Here is a 24469-nt window from a genome sequence, read left to right as displayed (position 1 = left end):
TTTGAGAAGCACACGCTCCTATGGATAAAACATACAACCCGCAGTCAATCGAACAATCGCTTTACCAAAACTGGGAAGAGCAAGGTTACTTCAAGCCCCACGGCGATGAGTCAAAAGGCAACTATTGCATCATGATCCCGCCACCGAATGTGACAGGTAGTCTGCACATGGGCCACGCCTTCCAGGACACCATAATGGATACCCTGATCCGTTATCAGCGCATGAAGGGCAAGAACACCCTGTGGCAAGTGGGTACTGACCATGCGGGTATTGCGACTCAGATGCTGGTTGAACGCAAGGTAGAAGCCGAAGAGGGTAAGAGCCGTCACGACCTTGGCCGCGAGACCTTTATCGATCGCATCTGGGACTGGAAGAACCATTCGGGTGGCACAATCACCAAACAGCTGCGCCGTTTAGGCGCATCCGTAGACTGGGATCGTGAGCGTTTCACCATGGACGAAGGCATGTCGGCCGCCGTTCAGGAAGTGTTTGTGCGCCTGTATGACGACAAGCTGATCTACCGCGGTAAGCGTCTGGTGAACTGGGACCCTAAACTGCACACCGCTATTTCCGATCTGGAAGTGGAAAACAAAGAGAAACAGGGCAGCATGTGGCATTTCCGCTACCCGCTGGCCGATGGCGCGCTGACCGCAGACGGTAAAGATTACCTCGAAGTGGCCACCACACGCCCCGAAACCATGCTGGGTGACAGCGCGGTTGCCGTGCACCCAGAGGATGAGCGTTATCAGTCTCTTATCGGTAAGTTTATCCTGCTGCCTATCGTTAACCGCCGCATCCCTGTAGTGGCCGACGATTATGTGGATATGGAATTCGGTACAGGCTGTGTGAAGATCACCCCAGCCCACGACTTTAACGACTACGAGGTAGGTAAGCGTCATAACTTGCCTATGTTCAACATCTTAACTATCGATGCTGCGATCCGCTCCCAAGCGGAAGTGGTCAACACAGATGGCAGCGCCAACAATGAATTAGATAACAGCCTGCCAGAACGTTACGCGGGGCTGGATCGTTTCAAGGCACGTACTGCGATTGTTGAAGAGTTTGAGACCTTAGGCCTGCTTGGCAAGATTGACCCCCACGCGCTGAAAGTACCTTATGGCGATCGTTCTGGCGTGGTGATTGAGCCGCTGCTAACCGACCAATGGTATGTGGCCGTTGCGCCTATGGCGAAAACCGCCATCGAAGCGGTTGAAAATGGTGACATCAAGTTTGTGCCACAGCAGTATGAAAACATGTACTTCTCTTGGATGCGTGACATTCAAGACTGGTGTATTTCACGTCAATTATGGTGGGGTCACCGTATTCCTGCCTGGTATGACGAAGCGGGTAAGGTCTATGTGGGCCGCGATGAAGCCGAAGTTCGAGCCAAGCACGGCTTAGACGATTCTGTCGTTCTTCGCCAAGACCCAGATGTACTCGATACCTGGTTCAGCTCGGCGCTGTGGACCTTCTCAACCCTGGGCTGGCCAGAAGATACCCAGGCACTTAAGTCTTTCCACCCGACCGATGTGTTGGTGACCGGCTTTGACATCATCTTCTTCTGGGTGGCGCGCATGATCATGATGACCATGCACTTCATCAAAGATGAAGACGGCAAGCCACAGGTGCCCTTTAAGACGGTTTATGTCACCGGCCTTATTCGCGATGAGCAGGGCAACAAGATGTCCAAGTCTAAGGGTAACGTGCTCGATCCGCTGGATATGATAGACGGTATCGATCTTGAAGCCTTGGTCGAGAAACGCACCGGCAACATGATGCAGCCACAGCTGGCGGCCAAGATTGAGAAGAGTACCCGTAAAGAGTTCAGCGAGGGTATCGAGCCTCACGGCACAGATGCGCTTCGCTTTACCCTGGCAGCCATGGCATCGACTGGTCGTGACATCAACTGGGACATGAAGCGTCTCGATGGTTACCGTAGCTTCTGTAACAAGATCTGGAACGCATCACGCTATGTCTTGATGAACACAGAAGAGCAAGATTGTGGTCCTCAATCGCCAAACGGCAAAGCGGGCAGCGAAATGCAGTTATCGCTTGCCGATCGCTGGATTATCGGTCTGTTCAATCAGACGGTAAAAACCTTCGATGAGCACATGGAAAACTACCGTTTCGACCTTGCGGCCAACACCCTGTATGAGTTCACTTGGAACCAGTTCTGCGACTGGTACTTAGAGCTGACCAAGCCGGTACTGCAAAACGGTAGTGAAGCCGAGCAGCGCGGTACTCGCCATACTCTGGTGACTGTACTGGAAGCCATGCAACGTCTGCTGCATCCTATGATGCCTTATATCACAGAGACCATCTGGCAGCGTGTTAAACCCCTTGCAGGCGTTGAAGGCGATACCCTGATGCTAGCCGAGTTCCCACACTATCAAGCCGATAAAGTGGATGAAACGGCGATGGCAGATCTGGAATGGGTGAAGCAGGTGATTGTGGCCGTGCGTAATATTCGCGCCGAGCTGAATATCGCCCCAAGCAAGCCGCTCAACGCCCTGCTGCGTAGCGTTAGCGAGCAAGATAAGGCACGCGTTGAGGCGAACCAGACTTTCTTCTCAACCCTGGCGAAACTGGAGTCTATGACCATTCTGGCGGACGGTGAAACCGCGCCTATGTCTACCACTCAGTTGGTGGGCGAGATGGAGCTGCTGATCCCTATGGCCGGTCTTATCGATGTGGCCGCTGAGATGGCACGTATCGACAAGCAGTTAGAAAAACTGACTGGTGAGTTTAAGCGTATCGAAGGCAAACTCTCTAACCAAGGCTTCGTGGCTAAGGCGCCGGCTGAGGTGATAGAGAAAGAGCGCGCCAAGCAGGCGGAATACCAGCGTGACATGGACAAGCTGACCGAGCAGAAAGCCGAGCTGGCAAAGCTAGAGGCTTAGACTCTTAGCTCGCAGCTCGTAGCTCGTGGCTCTTAGCTCTTAGCTCGTGGCTCGTAGCTCGTAGCCCGCGACTCGTAGCCCGCAGCTCGTAACTCAGCCCCCAATTCAAAGGCAGTCATTTTTGACTGCCTTTTTTATTGGCTGAGCCTCTTGCGGCTTAGGGGAAAATTTATTTTTCATCCCAGATATCTCAAAAGCCATTTTTACTGTATAAGCTCAGATAATTTCAATGCGAAGCATTCGCCTAACAGAGCAAACTCATGTCGGATAAATTTTTCTTCAAAGGCCGCAGAACCCCAAAACCCGCCTACGGTGAAAGCGGCTATAACACAAAACGCGCCACTAAGCCCGGCAGCGCCGCCTCCCCTTTAACACTCACAGTCACCAGCGAGGAGCGAAAACAGGAGATCGAAGCGATTGTCGCTGAACATAAACTGGTTGCCGTCATCCAGGTCGATACTCAAGGTGAAGAGAATATCAAGGCGTTAACTGGGTTGCTGAATAAACCTAAGACGACCACCTTTGAAGCGAAGCCTAATCGTAACGAACCTTGCCCCTGCGGTAGCGGCAGCAAATATAAGAAGTGCTGCGGCGCCTAATCGCTCAGGCAAATCAACGGAAAAAAAGCCGACAGGATCTGACCTCTGTCGGCTTTTTTTATGTTGATTTTTGGTCTTTAAGGCGAAATTTAGGTAAAGTGTGCTGTCGAAAATTAACATCAATAAAATAACAAAAACAAAGGAAGCATATGAGCGATACCAAAGATGCTTACGCAGACAATGATCTGCGGGAAGTGAAGCAGCTGGGCATGTGGGCCTCCATTGCCAGCTTAAGTTACATTTTCTGGATAGTCGGCGGCATGGAGCTGGTTGAGCGTATCGCCTACTATGGGGTAAAAGCCAGTGCCGGCCTCTACGCCAAGGCGCCCGTCTCAGAGGGTGGTCTGGGGATCAGCCTGCACGATTACGGTGTGATCATCTCCATCTGGGCTCTGATGCAAACCTTTATTCCTGTCTTTACCGGCGGTATCTCAGATCGTGTCGGCTACAAAGAGACCATCTTCGCCTCGACATTAATTAAGATCTCTGGTTATCTGGTGATGGCCTTCTTCCCCGATTTCTGGGGATTCCTCATCGGCGCCATCTTACTGGCTGCAGGTACCGGGATATTTAAACCTGGGATCCAGGGGACGCTGGTATTATCCACCGGCAGACAAAACACCTCCATGGCCTGGGGGATCTTCTATCAGGTAGTTAACATTGGTGGTTTCCTCGGCCCACTGGTCGCCGTGCATATGCGCCAGCTCTCTTGGGACAATGTGTTCTACGCCTGCGCCGCCATCATCTCACTTAACTTCCTGTTCCTGCTGGCTTACAAAGAGCCAGGCAAAGAGGAGCGCATGGAGCGCAACCGCAAGATTAAAAGTGGTGAGATTAAACAAGAAGCCCTGTGGAAGGATGCCTGGCATGAGCTGAAAAAGCCTGTGGTCATCTACTACATGCTGGTGTTCGCTGGCTTCTGGTTCCTGTTTAACGCCCTGTTCGATGTATTGCCTATTCATATTGCCGAGTGGGTCGATACCAGTGTGATCGTCACCAGTCTGTTTGGCAGCGAAGGCACAGACAGTGGCATCTTACAGTTCTGGTTAGGGCTGGATAACACAGGCACCAAGGTGATGCCAGAAGGCATGCTCAACCTTAACGCCGGTATGATCATGACCAGCTGTTTCTTAGTGGCTGCCCTGACCGCCAAATACCGCATCACTACGGCTATGCTGGGCGGCTGTCTGCTAAGTATTCTGGCCTTCGTGTTTATCGGTGCCACCAACGCCGCCTGGATGATAGTGCTGGCCATTGCCATGTTCTCTTTCGGCGAGATGATGATCAGCCCGAAGAAGAATGAGTTTATGGGCAATATCGCCCCCAAAGGCAAGAAAGCCATGTACCTGGGCTTTGTGATGCTGCCCCAGGGGATAGGCTGGGGCTTAGAGGGTTACTTCGGGCCTAAACTCTATGAAATATTTGCTTCTAAAGAGATCTTCTCACTGGAACTACTGGCCCAGCGTGGCATGAACGCAGCCGATGTTGCCGCTATTCCCCAAGGCGAAGCCTTTAAGACCTTGGTCAGCTATACCGGTGAAACCCCAGAGGCGCTCACTACCTTGCTATACAACACCCACAATATCGGCATGGCCTGGTACATTATTGCCGCCATAGGCACCATCTCTGCTGTGGGGATTTTTATCTATGGTAAGTGGCTACTGAAACTGCAACGTGCACAATAGTGTTTGCACGATAAGCTAGATTAATTGGGGCGCAATGCGCCCCTTTATTAACTGACGCCATCTCGCTCCTGCTCCTCGATACCAGATTCTAGATTCTAGATTCTAGATTCTAGATTCTAGATTCTCGCTTACAGCTTAAGACTTATGCTTCCTCGTTCCCCACTTCCTCGTTCCCCGCTCCTCGTTCCCCGCTCCTCGTTCCCCGCTCCTCGTTCCCCGCTCCTCGTTCCCCGCTTCCCCGCTTCCCCGCTCCCCTCTCCCCCTTTCCATAAAACCGAGACAAAAAAAGGGGGCCTGAATCAGGCCCCAAGTTTTGCAAGGTCAGTGAGCAAGTTGCAGGGTACTCACTAAAAATGGATCAAATGGATATCTGTTTTATTAGTGTGCTCCTCCAGCGTGCATGATATCTACACCATAGGTCTTACCTTCGGCGTGACAGGTTGCACAAGACTCGACTGGTAAGTCAGCTGTGGTATCAGGGCTGCCTTCGACTGTCGCGCCGTTACTCTTGAAGTGAGCCAAGGCTGATGCACTGATGTGACAAGAGCGGCAAGACTCAGCAACTGGCGAGATATACTCGGTAGTACTCACCTGGATAGAACGCTTACCAGAGGTCAAGCCACCGTCAGCTGCGAAGAATACCGCATCTTCTTTGTGACAAGCCTGACAATCGGTTGCGGCAGCGGGATAGCCATGGACTTCCATATCCTCATTCTTATAGATTCCACCACCGTCCCAGTTACCTGCGTGGAAACGGTGCGCCACAGTCATCAAGTCACGGTTAGAGAAGGTGACACCGTCAATTGGTGCGAACACCTTATCGCCATTGGCATCAACTGTGCCTGTGTCATAGACGGCATTAGAGTGGAAAGAACCTGGACGGCTAGGGTCATACCATCGGTTATTATGGCAATCCATACATTGAGTAAACTCAGTAACACCATGGGTGCCCTTAACGTGAGTCAAGTTACCATGACAGGTGTTACACTGCGCTTCGCTCACTGTTACACGGTCTGGATCATCCATACGCGCTTTGAGTTCAGCCGCATTTGGATCGGTCAGGTTGAAGTACTTGATAGGTGCGCTGTTAGCGAGTGGTAGCTGCTCAATATTACCATTGGCATCTTGAGTACACTTAACCACCATGTCACCTTCAGAGCAAACCTGCACCTCAGCGGTAACATAGATAGGGCCAGTTAGACTATTGGGGCTCGCGATTGCCGAGAAGTCTTTAGCCACTGTTAACACACCACCGGTAAGGCTAACTTGGTCAGTTAATACTGACATACCTAACCCACGATTTGGTGTACCGTCAGCTTCTAGATTACCCGCCAAGATACCGCGGGTATCGGATACCATGTACTCACTCAAGTCAGTACCATCAGGAATAGCAGCACCATTTAGGGTAACATTTGCTGTGATAGTCAGAGTTGTACCTGATACTGTGGCATCGGTGAAATCCAGCACAAAACCAGATGCTGCAGACTCACGCTCTCCCACTCTATGCGCCACTTCAGGGCTTAAGCTACCTGCACCGTGACAGCCCACACAAGCTGTGTCATTTGCAGGCACAATACCCGCGTGGCCAGTACCTGTGGTGAGATCTACCGTCATGTGACAAGAGGTACAAGCTTCAGCATAGACATTGGTTTTCCACTGGTCGCCATTGTCATGACACACGGTACATTCGTTCATTTCCGCAGGGAAATGCACTTCACCGAAGTTATCCAATGCTTCGCCTTTCAGTACGCCAAACTCAGCCAGATGACCACCGGCATGGATGGTGTGGATCATAGCATTGAAGTTAACGTTGAAGCCGATTGCGGGATCGGTTTGATCGGAAGCATAAGCAGGGTTATGACAGGCGACACAATTTTCCACTTTCTGATAGTTATGGTGGGCTTCAATGTTAGCAATACGGCCATCGGCGGCATCATAACCATCAAGTGCACTGTGACACTGGATACAGGCGGCACTGGACACGGCATCTTTTTCTGAAACAGCCAGAGCGCCAGTTGCTGGAATAAAGTCCAGCGGAGTAGATAACAACTTATCACTGATGCCGACACCTGCGCTATTGGTCACATCATAGCTACGGATCATCACACGGAATAAGCTGTTGGGATCGCCGTTAGCACTGACCACAGGCGCATTGCCATCGTGTTCCCAGGTACCTGTGTAAGTTCCTGGATTATCAGCATCCTCAACTAAGGTACAAGCCTCAACCACATTGCCCTGACGGTCTGTCGTTTGGCCATCTAGGTTACAATACATGCTGGTGCCGAAACTGTTTACCATTGCATTGTTTGACCACACCATAGGTGCGCCTGTGCCTGTGTCATTGGCAACCTGATTAGTCACATAGAGTGCCACTCTTTCCAGGCCGGTAAATGGAACATCGTCTCCTTTACTGTCTTTACCTGTCGCGGTGAACTTAATAGTGAAGTCATCACTCCCCACTACTACGATATCGGCAGGATCTAGAGTTAAAATGAAATCGGCGGCTGATTCTACAGTATCAACAGTTAAGCCAGCTCCTGCACCAGGTGTTCCAGGATCGCCAGGAAGACCATCGGCGCCGTCTTTACCGTCTTTACCATCGCCACACGCGCTTACGCCTAAGGCACACATGAGTGCCATGGCGAGTAGTGTTCTATTATTTTTTTTCATCTCATATCCCTTTCTAGGTATTTCTGCTATTGCAGTACCTTAAATATAAGGATGTGAGAACAAAATGTTAGTTAATTGATTTAACTATGTGACTGCAATTTAAAGATTCGTTAACAAAAATTGCAAAATTTGAAATGGTTAATTTCGCAATCTGAAATTAACCTTAATTTCAAGCGGATAATGAGAATCAGGTCACAATTTATTTGAACATGAAGGGCTAAAACAAAGATTTCATCAACTCGATAAACAAGTGTCTTTGTTCAGTTGAATAGCGGCGATACTCTTGTTGAGCCTCGATCAGCAGAAATTGAGGGGACATACATTCACCGTGAAGCAAGGCCACCTGCTCAGCGGGCAGCTTGGCTACACTGAGACCAGGTAAACGCTGGGCTATCTCAGCTTCGCTGCAAGGTAAAAACGAGACCGAATCCATGGTCAACAGATGACTGTACCACTCCATTCGGGTATTCACCCTAGAAACATTCTCTATTTCCCGGCCAATTTGACGAGCATAGACTTCTAGAGGATCTAATTTATCATTAAACCCTTTACCATCGAGACAGAGGAAGTGATAGCCACAGATAGTTTCTAAGGTGATTGCTGAGCTTAACCAGATCGGATGGTTTTCTGCGGCTGCAAAACACACCTCTGAGATACTACCCAGGGATGAGACCACTAACGGATGTTCGCTTGAGGCATCGAAGGCGACCCCAAAGTCAAGCTCGCCATTATGGATCATATCGGCCGAATCATTGTCCCAGGCAACAAACTGCACCTTGCCCATCTGCTCACGCTTGCTGCTGCGGGAAAATGCCAGTGCAAGACTCGATAGCATAACAGAGGTGACAGCGACCTTAATATATTGGGGATGTTGTTCACTGGGCTGCTCAAGAAGTGATTGCTCAATCTTGGCCACAGAGTCGCAAAACTGACAGATGGGATCAAAAAGAAACTCGGCCAGAGGCGTAGGCTTGAGCCCCAGCTGACGACGATAAAACAGTTCATCATCAAAGGTCGCGCGTAGTGTATTTAGACAACGGCTGATCTTAGGCGCTGAGACATTGAGCTGTTTAGCGGCAATATTCGCGTGGCCGGTTTGGAAAATGGCTTTAAACACCATCAAACAAAACACGTCGAGCTCGCTTAGCTTTTTGATGTTCTGATTACCCATTATGTCTAAAAATGTAACTAAGTTGTTTCATATTTATAGCATGGCAATCTGTTGCTGGACTATGGGGGACGGTCACACTTTCAGGATTTACTTAATTAGTCAGTTATTACTTGGTCAGTAGTTATTTAATTAGCAATCACTTAATTAGCTAACTATCTATCATGATGACTAAACGCTGGCATGAAAAGCGCGACCTCCTCTGGCGTAAGAGCACGGCTCTCCCCCACCTGTAAGCCTGTATCTAACCTTAGATCTCCCACAGACAGGCGATGCAATCCCACCACTGGATTGCGAAAACGACCAAACATACGCTTTATCTGATGATAGCGCCCCTCCTGTAGCGTGACTAAAGCGCTATGGGATGTGAGGATCTCCAGTTTTGCCGGCAGGGTAGTGATATCTTCAAAACCGAAATAAAAGCCTGTCGCAAACGCCTTAACATAAGCGTCATCGAGGGGATTTTGCAGTGTCACCCGATAACATTTATCCACCTTATGCTCGGGTGACATGATGCGCCTTGACCAGCGGCCATCATTGGTAAGCAGCACTAAACCTGAGGTGTTGAGATCTAAACGTCCGACAATATGCAGATCGGCTGTGGCCTTCTCACCCAGCAGATCTATGACGGTAGTATGCTGCTGATCTTGAGTGGCGCATACCACGCCTACGGGTTTATGCAACATTAGGTAGCGGGGAACATTTTGCTGCATCACCTTGCCGTCCAGCAAGATAAGGCTGAACTCATCTATCTGCAGATCCATAGACTTGGCGAGCAGACCATTGACACTCACCCTGCCCTCCAGCAATAGATGCCGCACCTGTTTCTGAGGCAGTTGCAACTGCTTACACAGGTATCTGTCGAGTCTTGAACGCTTTGAAGCCATCACATCACCAGATCTTAAACTTGTACATAGGCTTTGTCGCCGCGCGGCGAGTTTACCCTAATCGCGCACCAAAGGGGAAACCTTAGCAAGTCACAACGCCCCATAAATGGGTAGGGCTGTGCCACAATTGCGACTACAATAGGGCAAAATGAGCCACCTATGATGATTATGAATACTGCCTTTTGCTATACCACCGAATTTGTACTCGATAAAGCCTACTACAGCGAATGTTTCGATGAGTCGGTCAACCAGGCGCCCGGCCTAAAACCCTACACTAAGGCGCTGATCTTCTTCATTACAGGCTTAGGGCTCTTGCTGACACAGATAAATAACTATGCCTCCTGGTTCATTATCGCCCTGGGCGTACTCGAGGCCTTAAGCATTAAATTTAAACGCCCCTGGTGGCTGCTTCGTCAAAGCTGGAGCCGCGCGTCTGGTAACAAGGCCACACTGACCCTAGATGAGGTAGGCATAAAGACTCATTCCCTCTATATCAACTCCAGCCTGTCGTGGCAAAAGATAGATAAGATTGAGGAGACAGAGAAAGGCTTTCTGCTCTATATCAACAAACAGAAGCAATATCTCTCTAAAGGCTACCTAGACAATGCCTGCTGTGACTTTATCCGCAGCAAGATTTGAATCAAGACCATGGGGCTCAGTAATGGGTCCCTTCGCTGACAATTAGTACTTCCCCCACTTCAGAATGACAAATATTTTTATTAATTATCACCAGCAATGAAATTCCCTTTAAATACTGAAAATCCACGCTTAAAGGATCGCCAAAAAAGCATTTTTGCTTTTACATCTTGAGGTATCTTGACGCAATTAGTGACAAAAAATTTACACTTCTTGGCGAATAGGATGCCTTTATTTACGTTGTCATGGGTATAATGATTGCTCATTTGGTCGTCATAAAGACTCAATAACTTATTGATATTGCAACGTGTAGTAACACAATCCCCATCAAACTCGAATGACCATACAATTTGTAGTAGAGAGCATATGGAAATGATTTTTATAACTCGTGACGCCGAGTTCGACAGGGAATTAGTCGCAACTTCAAGTCAAGATCCCAACACGACTCCCTCTGTTATCACAACTAACAGGTATTCATTTATATGAGATGCCTCCGCTATCGACGAGTACAAGCCCTTCTATTGCTTATGCCGTTTAGCCATAGTGTTTACGCCAAGAGTGACCCTCTCGATGGCAAACTGTCGTTATCACCCCGCTTTTGTATAACCTCAAGCGAAGAGGAGGTTTGCAATCTTGAATTAACCCTCAACTGGATAATCGACAGCCCAAGGCATATCTGCATCCAGTCTGATAACAGCACCTTTCATCCTTGGTGCACTCAAGCCCAAACAACCGGCTCATACACTGTCAAGATCGCAACCAGCAAAGATATTCGATTTGAGATGATAGATGCTGACACTCAGCAATTCATAGACAAATCAAGATTAAGAATCACCCCCACCTCCGACCCTGAATATCGGTGGCGCTATCACACCCCATGGAGTCTACTTTAATGACTGAAGCACAATCGCCCCATAGAGTATTACTCGTCGAAGACGATATTCGTTTAGCCAACTTAATCGTGGATTACTTAAAATCTAATGGCATGCATGTCGAAGTCGAACGTCGAGGGGATACTGTACTGACCCGCTTAATAAGCTATAAACCCGATATCATACTGATGGATATCATGCTTCCCGGCATAGACGGATTAACTCTGTGTGAAAAACTGCCCGACTATTTTGCCGGCTCTATCCTGCTGATGAGCGCCCTTGGCACAAACGAAGATCAGATCAAAGGCTTCGAACTAGGCGCCGATGATTACATAGTGAAGCCGGTCGATCCCGCGCTCTTAGTCGCCAGGATCAATAACTTACTACGGCGTAACAGCAAACCCCAGCACTCCAATACCCAGGGATTACTTTTTGGGAAGCTGCACATAGATCCCTTATCCCAAACCATACGCTTAGAGGAAAAAGAGGTGGACTTAACCAGCCACGAGTTTGAACTCCTCTGGCTGCTCGCCTCACAAGCGGGACAAGTAATGAGTCGCCAATACATCTACCAATACCTACTCAATATCGATTTTGATGGCAAAGACAGAAAAATCGATGTGCGCATCTCACGCCTGCGAAAAAAGCTCGGCGACAATATCGAGACACCTTTTCGAATCAAAACCGTCTGGGGTCAGGGTTATCTTTTCGCTCCCGAAGCCTGGAATAATTAACTTCAGATAACGCCACAAATATGCACAGATTTAATGGGCTTTATCCATTTAAAAGCCTATTAAATGAGGGGGCTATGATGAAATGGATGGCTAAGTGAAACGACTCTTTATCAGCCTTTATCTGCTGCTCTGCCTGAGTGTACTCTCCATAGGCTGGGCGCTGGATAATCTCTGGCACACCAGCATAGATAACAGTGAGCAGCAGGATCCGGTCAATGCTCCACTGATCGCCCTCGCAAAGTTATTCGCTCTGCTACCAGAAGATGAGCGGCGAGACTATTTAGCTAAAATTAATCAAACCCTCGATTACCGGATGCGACTACTTAACAGTAATAAAGTTGCGCTCGCTAATCGCGATCGACTTTCATCGGAGAGCGTGCTGGTCACCGTCAACAGCAAAGACAGTGAGCGCTATTTTATTAAGGTGGATGACCAGCATATCTTGATGATGGGACCTGTAGAGATAGATCCAAAAAGCAATTTAAGGACCTCGCTCACCCTCTTGTTCTATGCCTCACTTGCGCTTGTGGTCTATATCTGGGTCTGGCCACTCTCGCGCGACTTAAAGCGGTTAAAGCGCGCAACCGCTGAGTTTGGACAAGCCAAGTGGGATACCCAGATCTCGCTCCCGCCCCGCTCTCAGGTCCAGCCGCTGGCACGTACCTTTAATGAGATGGCCAGGCATATTCGCGCCCTGATAGAAAATCAGAAATACCTCTCAAGCGCCGTATCTCACGAGATAAGAACCCCACTGGCAAGACTCAAGTTCGCAATCGCACTGCTACCGCAATATTGTCGGCCAGAGACAGATGTGCAGCGCCGGGAGCAGTTCCTCGATGAGATGAAACAAGATGTGCAGGAGATGGAAGACCTGCTTGAAGAGTTGCTGACCTATGCCAGCCTGGAGTCTCAGCGAAAAACCATCGCGATGGGGCCCTGTGAATTAATTCAATTAACAGCGCAAACTATCGGCCGTTTACAGGTACTGAACTCAACCCCTATCCAATTTTTGCCTAAGGCTGAGAGGGTCGAGATCATAGGCGATCCCGCCCTGATAGAAAGGGCGCTACAAAATCTGGTTATCAATGCCCAGCGTTTCGCCAAAGAGGCTATCAGAGTCGAGGTAATCCAAGATGAAACGATGGCGACTTTATCTGTGATTGACGATGGGCCGGGGATCAGCAAAGAGGAACAGCAGCAGATTTTCAAACCTTTCTATCGCAGCCAAACCGAACAAAACAGTGCTAAAGGCCATGGATTAGGGCTGGCAATCATTGAGCGGATCATGGAGCGTCACTCAGGTTCAGTCACACTGAGCAGTCAGCTTGGGCTCACTCAATTTAGCCTCCACTGGCCGCTGGCAAGACAAAATGAAAACTAATCCTCCTGCTCGTCATCTAAATCAAAATTGAGCGTCGGCATAGCCGCTGCACGCGCTTGCATCGCCTCAGTATGGCGCGCCTTCAAGAGCGCGAGCTGACGCCGACGCTTACGCTGCTTACATAAACGGATCACATCATATTTCTGCGCATCGCTGAAATGCAGCCAATTAAAGCGCTCCTCTCTGCTGCGCAGACACCCCATACAATAACCCCTAGCATCGGTTTGACATACACCTATGCAGGGGCTGGGGATCTCAAAAAACTCTAATTGTTCCATAATTATAAGATAGCAACTAAGTGGTCAACTCTCCTGTTAATCACAGGCGGGGAAAGGGGCAGAGAAGAAAACATAACCGATTTTGCATTATCTGGCTAAACTTTATTCAGAGGTGGCGCTATAAAAAATCTTGCATAAATAAACAAATAGATAAAAATGGTTATTAAATAAGCTAAACAGGAACCGATTATGAACCTCAAATCCCCCCTGCTACTCCTATTGCTTTGCCTTGGCATCACGGCCTGCTCATCCAAGTCTAATCAGGACTATGATCTTAACTATGATTTTAGCCAACTTAAGCAGTATCAGATCCAAACGCCACAATCTGTGGCCGATCCTTTAAGTGGCGGGCGCATTGAAACGGCTATCGACGCCGCCCTGATGGAGAAGGGCTATGTCAAATCCGCCGAGGCGCCGCAATTTGCCGCGACCTACGCCATAGGCGTGCAAGAAAAACCAAAAAGTTCAGGCATGTCTATTGGGCTAGGCGGGGGCTCCTGGGGTAAATCCGGTGGCGTAGGTGTAGGCACCAGCGTAGGTGTACCACTGGGCAGCAGCTCAACAAAAATAGAAACCATACAGATTGATATCATCGATATCAGCAGCAATAAATTAATATGGCGTGGCACAGATAAGTTTGAATTTGATGAGGGCGGCGAAGACAAGGCGGAAGATACGCAAGAAACAGTGAAAAAGATTCTCGCCAATTTCCCTCCAGAGCCTTAGGCCATCAGCGGTATACTATAAGTCATTGCGAAACAAAAAGCCCTGTTCTCATTCAGGGCTTTTGCTATACAGACAAGCTAAAAACCAGCCTAATGATAGAGATAATTTAACCAGCCCTGCATTCTCAGCAGCACCTTGCGCATCACAGCAACATGATGAAAATGCTCAGTATAGATAGCTATCTGCCCTGCGGCGCCCACAGGAAAGCTTTTCATTACCGCATCTTCTTCAACCTTGATCAGCACCACCACACGCCCGGGCTGCATCAGCATACTCGAGGGAATAAGACTGCCGGTCGATTGCACTTCGCCCTCGGCCATGGCAGGTAACACTTTGGCCACCTTGCCCTTAAACACCTGACCAGGCGCGCCATCTAAAATCACTTCGGCCTCATCGCCCACCTTTAAACGCAGCAGCGCATTTTGCAAAAATGCTCCGGCAAAGTAACGTTCCTCATCTGGGATAAAGCTGATCACAGAGCGCAGCGGCATAGGCACGGCTATGATGCCAGGGCGCAGCGCCATCTGAGTCACCATGCCATCGGATGGAGCAATCACTACAGTCTGCTCCAGATCAAACTCGGCCTTATCCAGCTCGGCCCGCAGTCCAGCTACCTTAGTATTGACCCCATCAACATTGGACTCATAAGCCAGCCTTACCCGCAGCTCTTCGGCCTCTGCCGCGACCAATTGTGCCTGTGAGGCGATATAGAGCTGACGCCGATTATCCAGCTCAAGTTCGGTAAATGGCGAATTGGCGCCCGCCTGTTTGCGTCCCTTTTCATAACGCTGATAGGCAGACCTCGTCCTGTCACGATCGGCAGTGGCACGCTCGACACTGGCGGTGGCGGTTTTCCAGGCAGCCTCAAGCTGAGGCACTTCCTGCTCAGCAGCTGTTAATGCCGCGCGCTTTTGCATCACAATCGCCTCGAACGGCTTAGGTTCGATAGTGAAGAGCACATCCCCCTTCTTGATCGGAACATTTGGGGTAACATTGACCTCTTTCACCACGCCGCGCACCGCAGGGTTGATAGGCACAGAAACAAAGACAGCTTTAGCGAAGGCGCTGTAGGGATGGTTATAGTTCATCAGCAGCACAAGCGTGCCGATAAGTATCACCCCGCCGAGAATTGCAGTGGGAATGGACCATTTATTGAGGGGAATCTTGAAGATCTTAAAGATCGCAATACAGATAGCCGTGTAGGTTAAAATAAGTAACAGATCCATTTACGACTCCTTGTCTGAGCTATCTTTTGAACTGTCTTTTGACCTGTCTGGCGATGCTACGACTTTGCTCGCCTCGGTCGCTGGTGCTTTTCCTTCCATCGCCTGCACTTTGGCATTCAGCTCATCTAGCTGCTTTCGCAGCAGCTTGACCTCATCTTCCAGTACCAGCTCACGTTCAACCACATTTTTAAAGCCCCAGCCCCTGTCCTCCCGGTACAAGGTGGCCCAGATCCACAAAAAGGGCCAGAGGGCGTGCAGGGTAAACAGGCTCACCCAGCCGGCAACATGCAATGCATCCTGCTGGGGATGGTTACGCTTCTTGGCTATCTCATAGGGAATATCGTGGATAACGATAATGCCGTAGAAGAGGAAAATAACCATGAATGCAAGGATACCTAACGCAAAGTAATCTAGAAACACGACTCTCTCCTTAAAGTCCACAGTCTTAAATCGGCAGGCTCAGCATTTTTAACAATGAAATTAAATGAACTCAGTGTATTATTCTGATTAACTGTCATCCCAAGTTATAACTATCTTGTCCCTTCCTGCAAGCATTTTGCGGTTCAAAAACACGCTTGTTGAGGGAAAGTACCTCAAGGGGAACTCAATAAAAGTAAGATAGTTAACATAATAGTAAAAAACCAATAATTAACAGGTACCCACACATGATAGGCACACCCCATTCTAAAGGCGCCACTCGCGCCATGCTGCTCGGCTGCGGCGAGCTTGGTAAAGAGATAGCCATCGAGTTACAACGCATGGGTGTCGAGGTGATTGGCGTCGATCGCTATCCCAACGCACCGGCAATGCAGATTGCTCATCGATTTCACGTGGTGAACATGCTCGATGGCCAGGCACTGCGCAGTATCATAGAAGCGGAGCAGCCTCATCTGGTGATCCCGGAAATCGAGGCCATTGCCACTCAAACCTTAGTAGAGCTGGAGAGCGAAGGGGTGAATGTCATCCCCACAGCCAAGGCGACTCAACTGACAATGGACAGAGAAGGCATACGCAGACTCGCCGCCGAAACCTTAGGCCTGCCCACTTCCCCCTATTTCTTCTGTGATACCCAGGCGGAGTTTGAACAGGCGGTTAGCGAGATTGGTATTCCCTGTGTGGTTAAGCCTGTCATGAGTTCGTCGGGCAAGGGTCAGAGCGTGATCCGCGATGCATCGCAGATAGTTAGCGCCTGGCAATACGCCCAGGAGGGGGGCCGCGCCGGCGGTGGCCGGGTGATAGTCGAAGGCTTTGTGCCCTTCGATTACGAGATAACCTTGCTGACCATCAGCGCGGTTAACGGCATCCATTTCTGCGCCCCGATAGGCCACAGACAGGAAGATGGCGATTACCGGGAATCCTGGCAACCCCAGCAGATGTCAGACACTGTCCTGACCAAATCCCAAGAGATTGGCCGCAAGATAGTCGAAGCCCTGGGCGGCTATGGCTTATTTGGGGTCGAGCTCTTTATTAAAGGCGATGAGGTCTATTTCTCCGAGGTCTCGCCTCGCCCACACGACACAGGTTTAGTGACCTTAATCAGCCAAGATCTATCGGAGTTTGCCCTGCATGTACGGGCTATCTTAGGTCTGCCTATTGCTAACATCCACCAGCATGGCTTTAGTGCCTCTGCGGTGATCTTAGCAGAAGGCAACTCACAAAATATTCGCTATCAGGGGATGGCGCAGGCTTTGACTGAGCCCGACACTCAGCTGCGCCTGTTTGCAAAACCTGAGATCAACGGCCGTCGACGTTTAGGGGTGGGACTTGCCAGAGGCGAATCGATCAAGCAGGCGATCGATAAGGCGCTCAATGTCGCCAGTAAGGTAGAAGTGATCTGCTAACGGCATCTCCCCCATACTCCCAGCATTAAAAGCAATAGCCCTAAAAGCAATCGGCTGTGATGTCTCCTCCTAAAATAGGACAGAAAAGGCGCTAAATGCGCCTTTTTTATTCAAATCTCTTTTTATTCAAATCTCTGTTTAACCCATCGCTTCACTCACCTAACAGATACGGTTGAGTTTCTCGCCAGCCATAAAAGAGGTTAAGTTTTTCAGCGCAATATTCATCAGATTTTCCCTTGCTTCCAGTGTCGCCCAGGCGTTGTGAGGGCTGATACTGATATTTTTAGCACTTAGCAAGAGGTTGTCTGCCCTTGGTGGCTCGCTTGAGAGCACGTCCACTCCCGCAGCGGCGATAACGCCATGATTTAGGGCATTGGCGAGATCCGCTTCATTAATCAAACCACCGCGGGCCGTATTGATCAGTAGCGCATTGGGTTTCATCTTGGCTAGGGTGGCAGCGTTGATCATCTCGTCGGTTTTATCGGTTAAAGGACAATGAAGGGAGATGATATCCGCCTGACGATAGAGGTTGTCCAGTTCACACCAGCTCACCCCCTCGGGCAGATCGGTTTTAGTGCTATGGGTATTGATCAGCACCTGCATATCAAATGCGCGGGCAATCTTAGCCACCTTCTGGCCGATATCGCCAAAGCCGACCAGGCCTAATACCTTACCTTTAAGGGATTGCAGTGGATTTAGGGTAAAACAGAAATCGGTGCACTGGCTCCACTGCCCCGATGCCACCGCCTGATGGTGGGCCGCCACCGCCTGGGTATGGTGCAGTATATGGGCAAACACCATCTGGGCGACCGCATCCGGGCCATAGCCGGGCACGTTGGTCACCGCTATCCCCCTTTCCCTCGCTGCCTCAATATCCACCACATTAGTGCCCGTTGCCAGCACACCTATATAACTGAGTTTAGGCAGCTGCAAGAGCGCCTCGGCGTTAATCACTGTCTTATTGGTTAATAAGATTTCGGCATCCTGTGCTCGCTCCAGCAGCTGCTCTGATGTCGTTCTATCGAAACAAGTGAACTGGCCAAGTGCGGCAAACTCCTGCCAATCCAGATCCCCCGGATTAAGCGTATATCCATCCAGTACCACGATTTTCATCTTTACGCCCCCAAGGCTCACATTAAAAACTGAACTTAATTCCAGCGTTGACCTGCCCCTGCCACATGATATCTGATTCGATATACCAGGCGCACTGGTTAGCATTACAAAACAAGGTTTTACCACTGCTTAAAAAGGTAGCGTAACCTCTGGCATCGGCAAACAAGGCAAAATTGTCGCTGAGCAGATACTCGGCTCCGAGCCCAAAACCCATGGAGAAACGGGTCTCACTCGCGTAATTTCCCTCTGGGCGCATCTGAGTCAAGCCTATGCTCGCTGTCACATAGGGGCGAAGATCGCCCTTGGGAAAATAGAGTGAACCGCCGACATGCAGGTAATCAAGATCCAGGTCAGTCAATTTGGCTGGACTGAAAAAATCCCCACGTCGCAACTCGCTGGCCTGGTGACTATAGAGGAGGTAGATATCGCCAGGGTCCCGAGTCTTAACACCCAAGATCAACCCGACATTCATAGTGTCGGCCACTTTGACTTTCGTCTCAGTCGATGAGCCACTGTCCGTAGCATTCATCTCAGTGGCGGCGAAACTGGAACCCACATAGGGGGCGATAAACCAATCGGGCTGCGACTTTGCCTCTGCCCCAGGGAAATAAACCAGAGCCATTAAGCTGGCGGCAAAGCAGGGCTGTCGATATTTCATGCTTATCTTCCTTTACGCTTTGTTGCGAACACTAGCCTAAAATCATGGGTTAAGCATTTAGCTGTTAACTCATTACTTCATGGCGCGATCTTGCTTAACCCTTTCATAGGCCCGCTGAATATCCTGGGCTTTACGTTTGGCCAGCTCCATCATCTCAGCCGGCAACCCCTTGGCGACCAGTTTATCGGGGTGATGCTCATTCATTAACTTACGATAGGCGCGTTTGATCTGCTGATCTGAGTCACTATCACTGACGCCAAGCACCTTGTAGGCATCCTCCACCGAGGTCTGCTGATTCTGGCCACCACGATGGAAATTAAACTCCCCCTGCCAACGCTTTAACAGCTCATCGAGCTGCGCTTGGCTGTAACCCAGCTCCTTGGCGATAGTACTTAAGATGGCATGTTCTTGAGCGTCCAGTTTGGCATCCGACAGCGCAGTTTGGATCTGGATCTCCAGAAACATCTGCAGCAACTCCCGACGCCCCATAGAGATCAGCCTGAAGGTGCGTAAACAGGCGGTAAGATCGAAATCACTCGCCTTGCCTTGGGTAAAGGCATCTTGAGCATCGCGTCTGGCCTGACCCTTGAGCTGCAGCTGATCCATTAAGGCACTGGCCATGCGGATATCATCTGCAGTCACTTGCCCCGATGCCTTGGCTACATGACCCATCACAGCGAAGGTGGTATTGAAAAACAGCGACTGGCGATCGCTGCCCTTGCCGATCACGGCGCTCAATTCATCACGCTTCTTGTCATAGAGATGCCCCAGCCAGAGCCCTATGATGCCGCCTATGATACGCCCGAACATAAAGCCGATGGCGAATCCAAAAAACTTACCCCAAATTCTCATGCAATACCTTGTTTAATCTGTTATTTGTTTGCCATGCGCTGATTCAGTGTCGTTAATCTGTCCAAGGTGCCCACATCACACCAGTATGACTGAAAATGCTCTCCCGCCACTAAACCATCCTGCATCTTCTGTCTCAGTAAAGGCGCGAGGGCGGAGCGTCCATCCGGCGCATCGGCAAACAGCTCAGGGCGATAGATGGCGATACCGGAGAAGGTCAGCCTGGCTTCGCCATCAGGACTGACACTATTCCCCTTGAGGGCAAAGTCTCCGTCCGGGTGCTGAGGCGGATTATCCACCAGCCAGAGATAGGCCTGTTTCTTGTCTAGCAGTCTCTCTATCTCTGCCACACAGAGAGATTGCCCCTGGATTGTGGGCAAATTATCAATAAACAGATCGCCATTAATCACCAGAAAAGGATCATAACCCAATAAAGGCAAAGCTTTTTTGATCCCACCTGCGGTTTCGAGCGCCAGTGTTTCAGCACTGTATAACAGCTCAACTCCCCAACGGCTGCCATCACCTAAGCTCTGCTCTATCTTATGGCCAAGCCAGGCGTGATTAATCACTATCTGCTTGATCCCTAGCGCCGCCAAAGCCTCTATGTGGTAAACAATCAAAGGCTTACCCGCCACTTCCGCCAGAGGTTTAGGCACAGTGTCGGTTAATGGCCGTAAACGCTCGCCGCGCCCGGCGGCTAATATCATCGCCTTCATCGGCGTTGCTCCATTAAGGGAATCACCTTCTGAGTCAACCAGTGTGCAAACGCCCTTAATTCTGGGTAAGCCCCCGCCACATCGACAATATATTGCAGCGTCAATGGAATATCTTTCATATAACCGGTTTTACCATCGCGATAATTTAAGCGGCAAAAAATTCCCGCAGCCTTGATATGACGCTGAATTCCCATTAAGTCGAACCAGCGCCGATACTGCTCGAGTGAGATCTGCGAGCTCAATAAGCCAGCGGCCTGCATCTGTCGATAGTGACTCTGCATCAGGGAGTCGACCAGGGTATCTGGCCAGCGAATATAGCAATCTCGAAGTAAAGAGACAGCATCGTAGGTAATGGGGCCGATAACCGCATCCTGAAAGTCGATCACCGCCATTTGGCCATCACAAAGCATCAGATTACGGCTGTGAAAATCACGGTGCATGCCGACTCTCGGCTGCTCGAGGGCATTATCCACTAACAGCTCAAAGGCCGACGTTATCAGCGTCTGCTCCTGCTCGGTCAATGCAAGTCCAAGATGATGCCCGATAAGCCACTCACTAAAAATGGCCAGTTCCCGGCGCACGAAAGCCCCATCATACAGGGGTAAAGGCGAACCATCCGCTTGGGTAATTGTGGCCACCTTACTTAAGAGACCCAGGGCCTGCTGGTAATAGTGACTGACATTTTCCTGATTAAGCTTACTCAATAATTGGGTATCACCGAGATCGCTGAGCAGCAAAAAGCCCAGCTCTGACTCCTTGGCTATCACTTGCGGCGCCAGTAAGCTGTGGCGGGCATACTCCTGTGCCAGGGCAATAAAAGGCGCCACTGGCACCAGATCCTGTGGTGAGTCCATGGCGATATAATGATGCTCTTGATGGGTCACGCGAAAGTAACGTCTGAAACTGGCATCACCCGAGATGAGCACTATCTGTGCATCCTTGGTTAAAGTTCGCGCTATCCAGTTCTGAAGGGCAATAAATCTGAGATCTGACAAGGGCACCTCATGGCTCTTGAATGAAAATTGCTTTATTATAAAGCAAAATAGAAACAGCAATTAAGATGATTTTACATCATAGCTAAGTCACCCTGTAAGTGTTGCTTACCCGGGTGTATGCAACTATTCTCATCGATAACTTGTCTAGACTAAGAAATTATTAAAACGATAAAAGATGCATATCCGTTACTTTTTGGCTTTAGTCCTGCTTCCGCACCTAGTCTGGGCAGACGAATCGGACACAGACGACATGGCTTCCCAATGCCAGGTGCTCCCTCCTGTGCCGCTTCCCAATTTAATTGAAAACGAAACAGATCTAAATCAGCAACAGATAGTCATCACCTCAGATCGTTCAGAAGCCAAGATGGGAGACAAAGCCAGCTTCAGTGGCGATGTCACCTTCAGTCAGGGCGGCCGCTTGATCTCGGCCGACACGGCGACTATGGATCAAGCCAACCAGCGGCTCGATGCCCAGGGAAATCTGGTTTTTCAGGACAGCATGTTTACTGTGACCGCCGATTCCCTCAGTGCACAGATGAAAAATAACAGCGCCGAGTTAAATTTGGCTCAGTATTGGCTGCATGGACAGCAGATCCATGGCGAGGCACAAAAGCTGGAGATCACCTCAGACAATAATCTGCATCTGAACAACACAAGTTTTACCACTTGTCCTCCCGGTGATTCCTCCTGGCTGCTGGAAGCGGAAAAGATCGAGATTGACAGCGAAGAGGAGTGGGGCGAGCTATGGAACGCCAAGCTCAGAGTCGCCGGCGTCCCCGTTTTTTATCTGCCCTATATGACAGTGCCGATTTCAGACAAGCGTAAAACCGGCTTCCTCTTTCCTATGTTTAGTACCAGCACCACGAATGGTATTGAAGTTGCCACCCCCTATTATTGGAATATTGCGCCCGAATACGATCTAACTCTGACACCACACTATATGTCAGAGCGCGGCCTCTATACCAAGGGGGAGTTTCGTTATCTGGCAGGAGAAGCACAGCACGGCCAGCTCAACGGCGAATACCTGAGCAATGACCAACTGATGCCCAATAATGACGATCGCTATCTGTATCATTGGTATCATCAGGGGGCGCTAAATCAAAACTGGCGCGTACTGGCAAACTACACAGATGTCTCTGACAACAACTATTTCAACGACCTGAAATCCGATGTGCTGCGCGCAACCGACAACCAGATCTCCCGCATCGGGGAAATGGCCTATTTCGAAAGAAATTGGGACATCACTACCCGGGTGCAGGATATCAAGGTCTTGGGTGAAGATGAGTCGCCCTACCAGGTCATGCCTCAGGTCGGTTTTAACTATCGCGCACTTTCCTTCTGGCAGGGTTTAGATTTTACCCTGCTCGGCGAAGCCACTAACTTCCGTCATAAAGACGATGACTATGCCAGCGCCAAACGCGTACATATTGAACCCACGCTCACCTTGCCTATTCACGGTCCAACGGGTTCATTAACCAGCGAACTCAAGCTGATGCAGACCAACTACTGGCAGGATATTGATAATAGCCTAGTTGCCAATGATCTCGATGAGGCGGTTAATCGCACTATCCCTCAGGTACGTATTCACGGGCAGATCAACTTTGAGCGCTATACCGACTACTTTAACGAAAACTATCGCCAGACCTTAGAGCCGCAGTTCCAATATCTCTACGTCGGGTATGAGGAGCAATCAAGGATCGGCATCTATGATACCGCCAGGCTGCAGGATGACTATTATGGCCTGTTTCGCGATCGCCGCTTCTCAGGTTTAGATCGCATCGCCGATGCCAATCAGGTGACCCTAGGTTTAACCACCCGCCTCTTTGACGAGCATAACCTAGAAAACTTTAAGTTCAGTATCGGGCAGATCTTTTATATTGAGGACAGCCGCGTCAGTCTGACCGACCCCTCGCAGCCCAATCAGATCCTGCAGCAGGATAACACCTCTAACTCTGTGCTCGCCGCAGAGTTAAATACTAAGGTCTATAACGACTGGTTCATGAGCGGCGCGATTCAGTACGATACCAAAAATCATGACAACAAGAAGAGTGAGGTCACCCTAGACTTCAGGCCAGAAGCCAATAAACTACTGCAACTGAGCTATCGTTATGTGCCGGATTTGATCAACAGTAACACTAACCAGGCGGTCAACGTCGCACAGACAGGTCTAAGAACGGCATGGCCTATCAGTGACAACTGGTATATCGTAGGCAACTGGTATTATGATCTCAACGAGAGCCGCAGCGTCGAGACTTACACAGGATTTCAATACGAATCTTGTTGCTGGGCGGTACGCTTCAGTTATCATTACCACATCAAGACCAATTACGAAGACGATCTCGATCCCTCCTTTAACGATAGAGAGCTGTTTGAGAGTGGCTACTATCTTAACTTCGTGATTAAAGGCTTAGGTGGCTCAGGGCCATTAGGTGTGACAGACATGCTGAACGACGGCCTATTTAATTATCGTAAACCTTTGTATTTAAGAAACTAATAACAAGGCTAAGGGCTAATGCCATATTTAATTACCTTTTG

At 49.6% G+C, this 24469-nt stretch carries 21 protein-coding genes; 10 read left to right on the top strand and 11 right to left on the bottom strand.

The features are described from left to right. Nucleotides 1-20 precede the first annotated feature (20 nt). The 3 genes from LZP69_RS01545 (at nt 21) to LZP69_RS01535 (ending at nt 5184) form a co-directional block, all read left to right on the top strand. Nucleotides 21-2900 (top strand): valine--tRNA ligase, encoded by a 2880-nt coding sequence (locus tag LZP69_RS01545; RefSeq protein WP_234198419.1) that lies wholly within the window; start codon nt 21-23, stop codon nt 2898-2900. A gap of 260 nt (nt 2901-3160) precedes the next feature. Then, the gene (locus LZP69_RS01540) at nt 3161-3499 is read left to right on the top strand and encodes a PBPRA1643 family SWIM/SEC-C metal-binding motif protein (protein ID WP_234198418.1); all 339 of its coding nucleotides are present in this window, start codon (nt 3161-3163) and stop codon (nt 3497-3499) included. 149 nt (nt 3500-3648) lie between these two features. Continuing rightward, nucleotides 3649-5184: an MFS transporter gene (locus LZP69_RS01535; RefSeq protein ID WP_234198417.1), complete on the top strand. Its 1536-nt coding sequence runs from the start codon at nt 3649-3651 to the stop codon at nt 5182-5184. A gap of 378 nt (nt 5185-5562) precedes the next feature. On the opposite strand, the gene LZP69_RS01530 is transcribed toward LZP69_RS01535, so the two are convergent. The 3 genes from LZP69_RS01530 to LZP69_RS01520 all read right to left on the bottom strand — a co-directional run bounded on the left by LZP69_RS01530 (nt 5563) and on the right by LZP69_RS01520 (nt 9909). Then, nucleotides 5563-7854, bottom strand: coding sequence for an OmcA/MtrC family decaheme c-type cytochrome (locus LZP69_RS01530; protein WP_234198416.1), 2292 nt, complete (start codon nt 7852-7854; stop codon nt 5563-5565). Between the two features lie 217 nt (nt 7855-8071). Next, nucleotides 8072-9025, bottom strand: a complete 954-nt coding sequence (locus LZP69_RS01525; RefSeq protein WP_234198415.1) for a LysR family transcriptional regulator — start codon at nt 9023-9025, stop codon at nt 8072-8074. A gap of 152 nt (nt 9026-9177) precedes the next feature. Then, nucleotides 9178-9909, bottom strand: coding sequence for a pseudouridine synthase (locus LZP69_RS01520; protein ID WP_234198414.1), 732 nt, complete (start codon nt 9907-9909; stop codon nt 9178-9180). Nucleotides 9910-10068: 159 nt separating this feature from the next. Here LZP69_RS01520 and LZP69_RS01515 point away from each other — a divergent pair, with 159 nt between their 5' ends. From LZP69_RS01515 to LZP69_RS01505, 4 genes are all read left to right on the top strand, one after another. Beyond that, nucleotides 10069-10548 carry a YcxB family protein gene (locus LZP69_RS01515; RefSeq protein ID WP_234198413.1) on the top strand — a complete coding sequence of 160 codons (480 nt, stop codon included), beginning with the start codon at nt 10069-10071 and terminating at the stop codon, nt 10546-10548. 479 nt (nt 10549-11027) lie between these two features. Then, a complete protein-coding gene (locus LZP69_RS16725) occupies nt 11028-11438 on the top strand; it encodes a DUF3019 domain-containing protein (RefSeq protein WP_442800652.1) in 411 nt (136 codons plus the stop codon). Then, a complete protein-coding gene (locus LZP69_RS01510; RefSeq protein WP_234198412.1) occupies nt 11438-12151 on the top strand; it encodes a winged helix-turn-helix domain-containing protein in 714 nt (237 codons plus the stop codon). The genes LZP69_RS16725 and LZP69_RS01510 overlap by 1 nt, the downstream gene beginning before the upstream one ends. A 94-nt stretch (nt 12152-12245) precedes the next feature. After that, entirely contained in the window at nt 12246-13532 is a 1287-nt protein-coding gene (locus tag LZP69_RS01505; protein WP_234198411.1) for an ATP-binding protein, read from the top strand. On the opposite strand, the gene LZP69_RS01500 is transcribed toward LZP69_RS01505, so the two are convergent. Next, on the bottom strand, nt 13529-13810 hold the full coding sequence (locus tag LZP69_RS01500) for a DUF1289 domain-containing protein (protein WP_234198410.1): 282 nt from the start codon (nt 13808-13810) through the stop codon (nt 13529-13531). The two genes, LZP69_RS01505 and LZP69_RS01500, sit on opposite strands and share 4 nt — an antisense overlap. 189 nt (nt 13811-13999) lie before the next feature. Here LZP69_RS01500 and LZP69_RS01495 point away from each other — a divergent pair, with 189 nt between their 5' ends. Then, complete coding sequence (locus LZP69_RS01495) at nt 14000-14536, top strand: DUF4136 domain-containing protein (RefSeq protein ID WP_234198409.1); 537 nt, start codon at nt 14000-14002, stop codon at nt 14534-14536. An 89-nt stretch (nt 14537-14625) separates the two neighbouring features. On the opposite strand, the gene LZP69_RS01490 is transcribed toward LZP69_RS01495, so the two are convergent. Together LZP69_RS01490 and LZP69_RS01485 are read right to left on the bottom strand one after the other, a co-directional pair. Next, a complete protein-coding gene (locus tag LZP69_RS01490) occupies nt 14626-15762 on the bottom strand; it encodes an HlyD family secretion protein (protein ID WP_234198408.1) in 1137 nt (378 codons plus the stop codon). Beyond that, nucleotides 15763-16182 (bottom strand): DUF3302 domain-containing protein, encoded by a 420-nt coding sequence (locus LZP69_RS01485; protein ID WP_234198407.1) that lies wholly within the window; start codon nt 16180-16182, stop codon nt 15763-15765. A gap of 245 nt (nt 16183-16427) precedes the next feature. On the opposite strand from LZP69_RS01485, the gene purT reads away from it, so the two are divergent. Further along, the gene (gene purT / locus LZP69_RS01480) at nt 16428-17603 is read left to right on the top strand and encodes a formate-dependent phosphoribosylglycinamide formyltransferase (RefSeq protein WP_234198406.1); all 1176 of its coding nucleotides are present in this window, start codon (nt 16428-16430) and stop codon (nt 17601-17603) included. Between the two features lie 159 nt (nt 17604-17762). Here purT and LZP69_RS01475 read toward each other — a convergent pair whose 3' ends face one another. From LZP69_RS01475 to LZP69_RS01455, 5 genes are all read right to left on the bottom strand, one after another. Next, entirely contained in the window at nt 17763-18716 is a 954-nt protein-coding gene (locus LZP69_RS01475) for a D-2-hydroxyacid dehydrogenase (RefSeq protein WP_234198405.1), read from the bottom strand. Between the two features lie 22 nt (nt 18717-18738). Beyond that, nucleotides 18739-19374: an outer membrane beta-barrel protein gene (locus LZP69_RS01470; protein WP_326490244.1), complete on the bottom strand. Its 636-nt coding sequence runs from the start codon at nt 19372-19374 to the stop codon at nt 18739-18741. A 72-nt stretch (nt 19375-19446) separates the two neighbouring features. Beyond that, a complete protein-coding gene (gene djlA / locus LZP69_RS01465; RefSeq protein ID WP_234198404.1) occupies nt 19447-20226 on the bottom strand; it encodes a co-chaperone DjlA in 780 nt (259 codons plus the stop codon). A gap of 20 nt (nt 20227-20246) precedes the next feature. After that, nucleotides 20247-20939: an N-acetylmuramate alpha-1-phosphate uridylyltransferase MurU gene (gene murU, locus LZP69_RS01460; protein ID WP_234198383.1), complete on the bottom strand. Its 693-nt coding sequence runs from the start codon at nt 20937-20939 to the stop codon at nt 20247-20249. Next, complete coding sequence (locus tag LZP69_RS01455) at nt 20936-21940, bottom strand: aminoglycoside phosphotransferase family protein (RefSeq protein ID WP_234198382.1); 1005 nt, start codon at nt 21938-21940, stop codon at nt 20936-20938. The genes murU and LZP69_RS01455 overlap by 4 nt, the downstream gene beginning before the upstream one ends. 169 nt (nt 21941-22109) lie before the next feature. Between LZP69_RS01455 and lptD the strand changes: the two genes are divergently transcribed. Then, complete coding sequence (lptD, locus tag LZP69_RS01450) at nt 22110-24428, top strand: LPS assembly protein LptD (RefSeq protein ID WP_234198378.1); 2319 nt, start codon at nt 22110-22112, stop codon at nt 24426-24428. Nucleotides 24429-24469 lie beyond the last annotated feature (41 nt).

The organism is Shewanella sp. AS1 (genome assembly GCF_021412565.1).
Taxonomy (GTDB): Bacteria; Pseudomonadota; Gammaproteobacteria; order Enterobacterales; family Shewanellaceae; genus Shewanella.
This window is presented reverse-complemented; position numbering and strand designations above follow the sequence as displayed.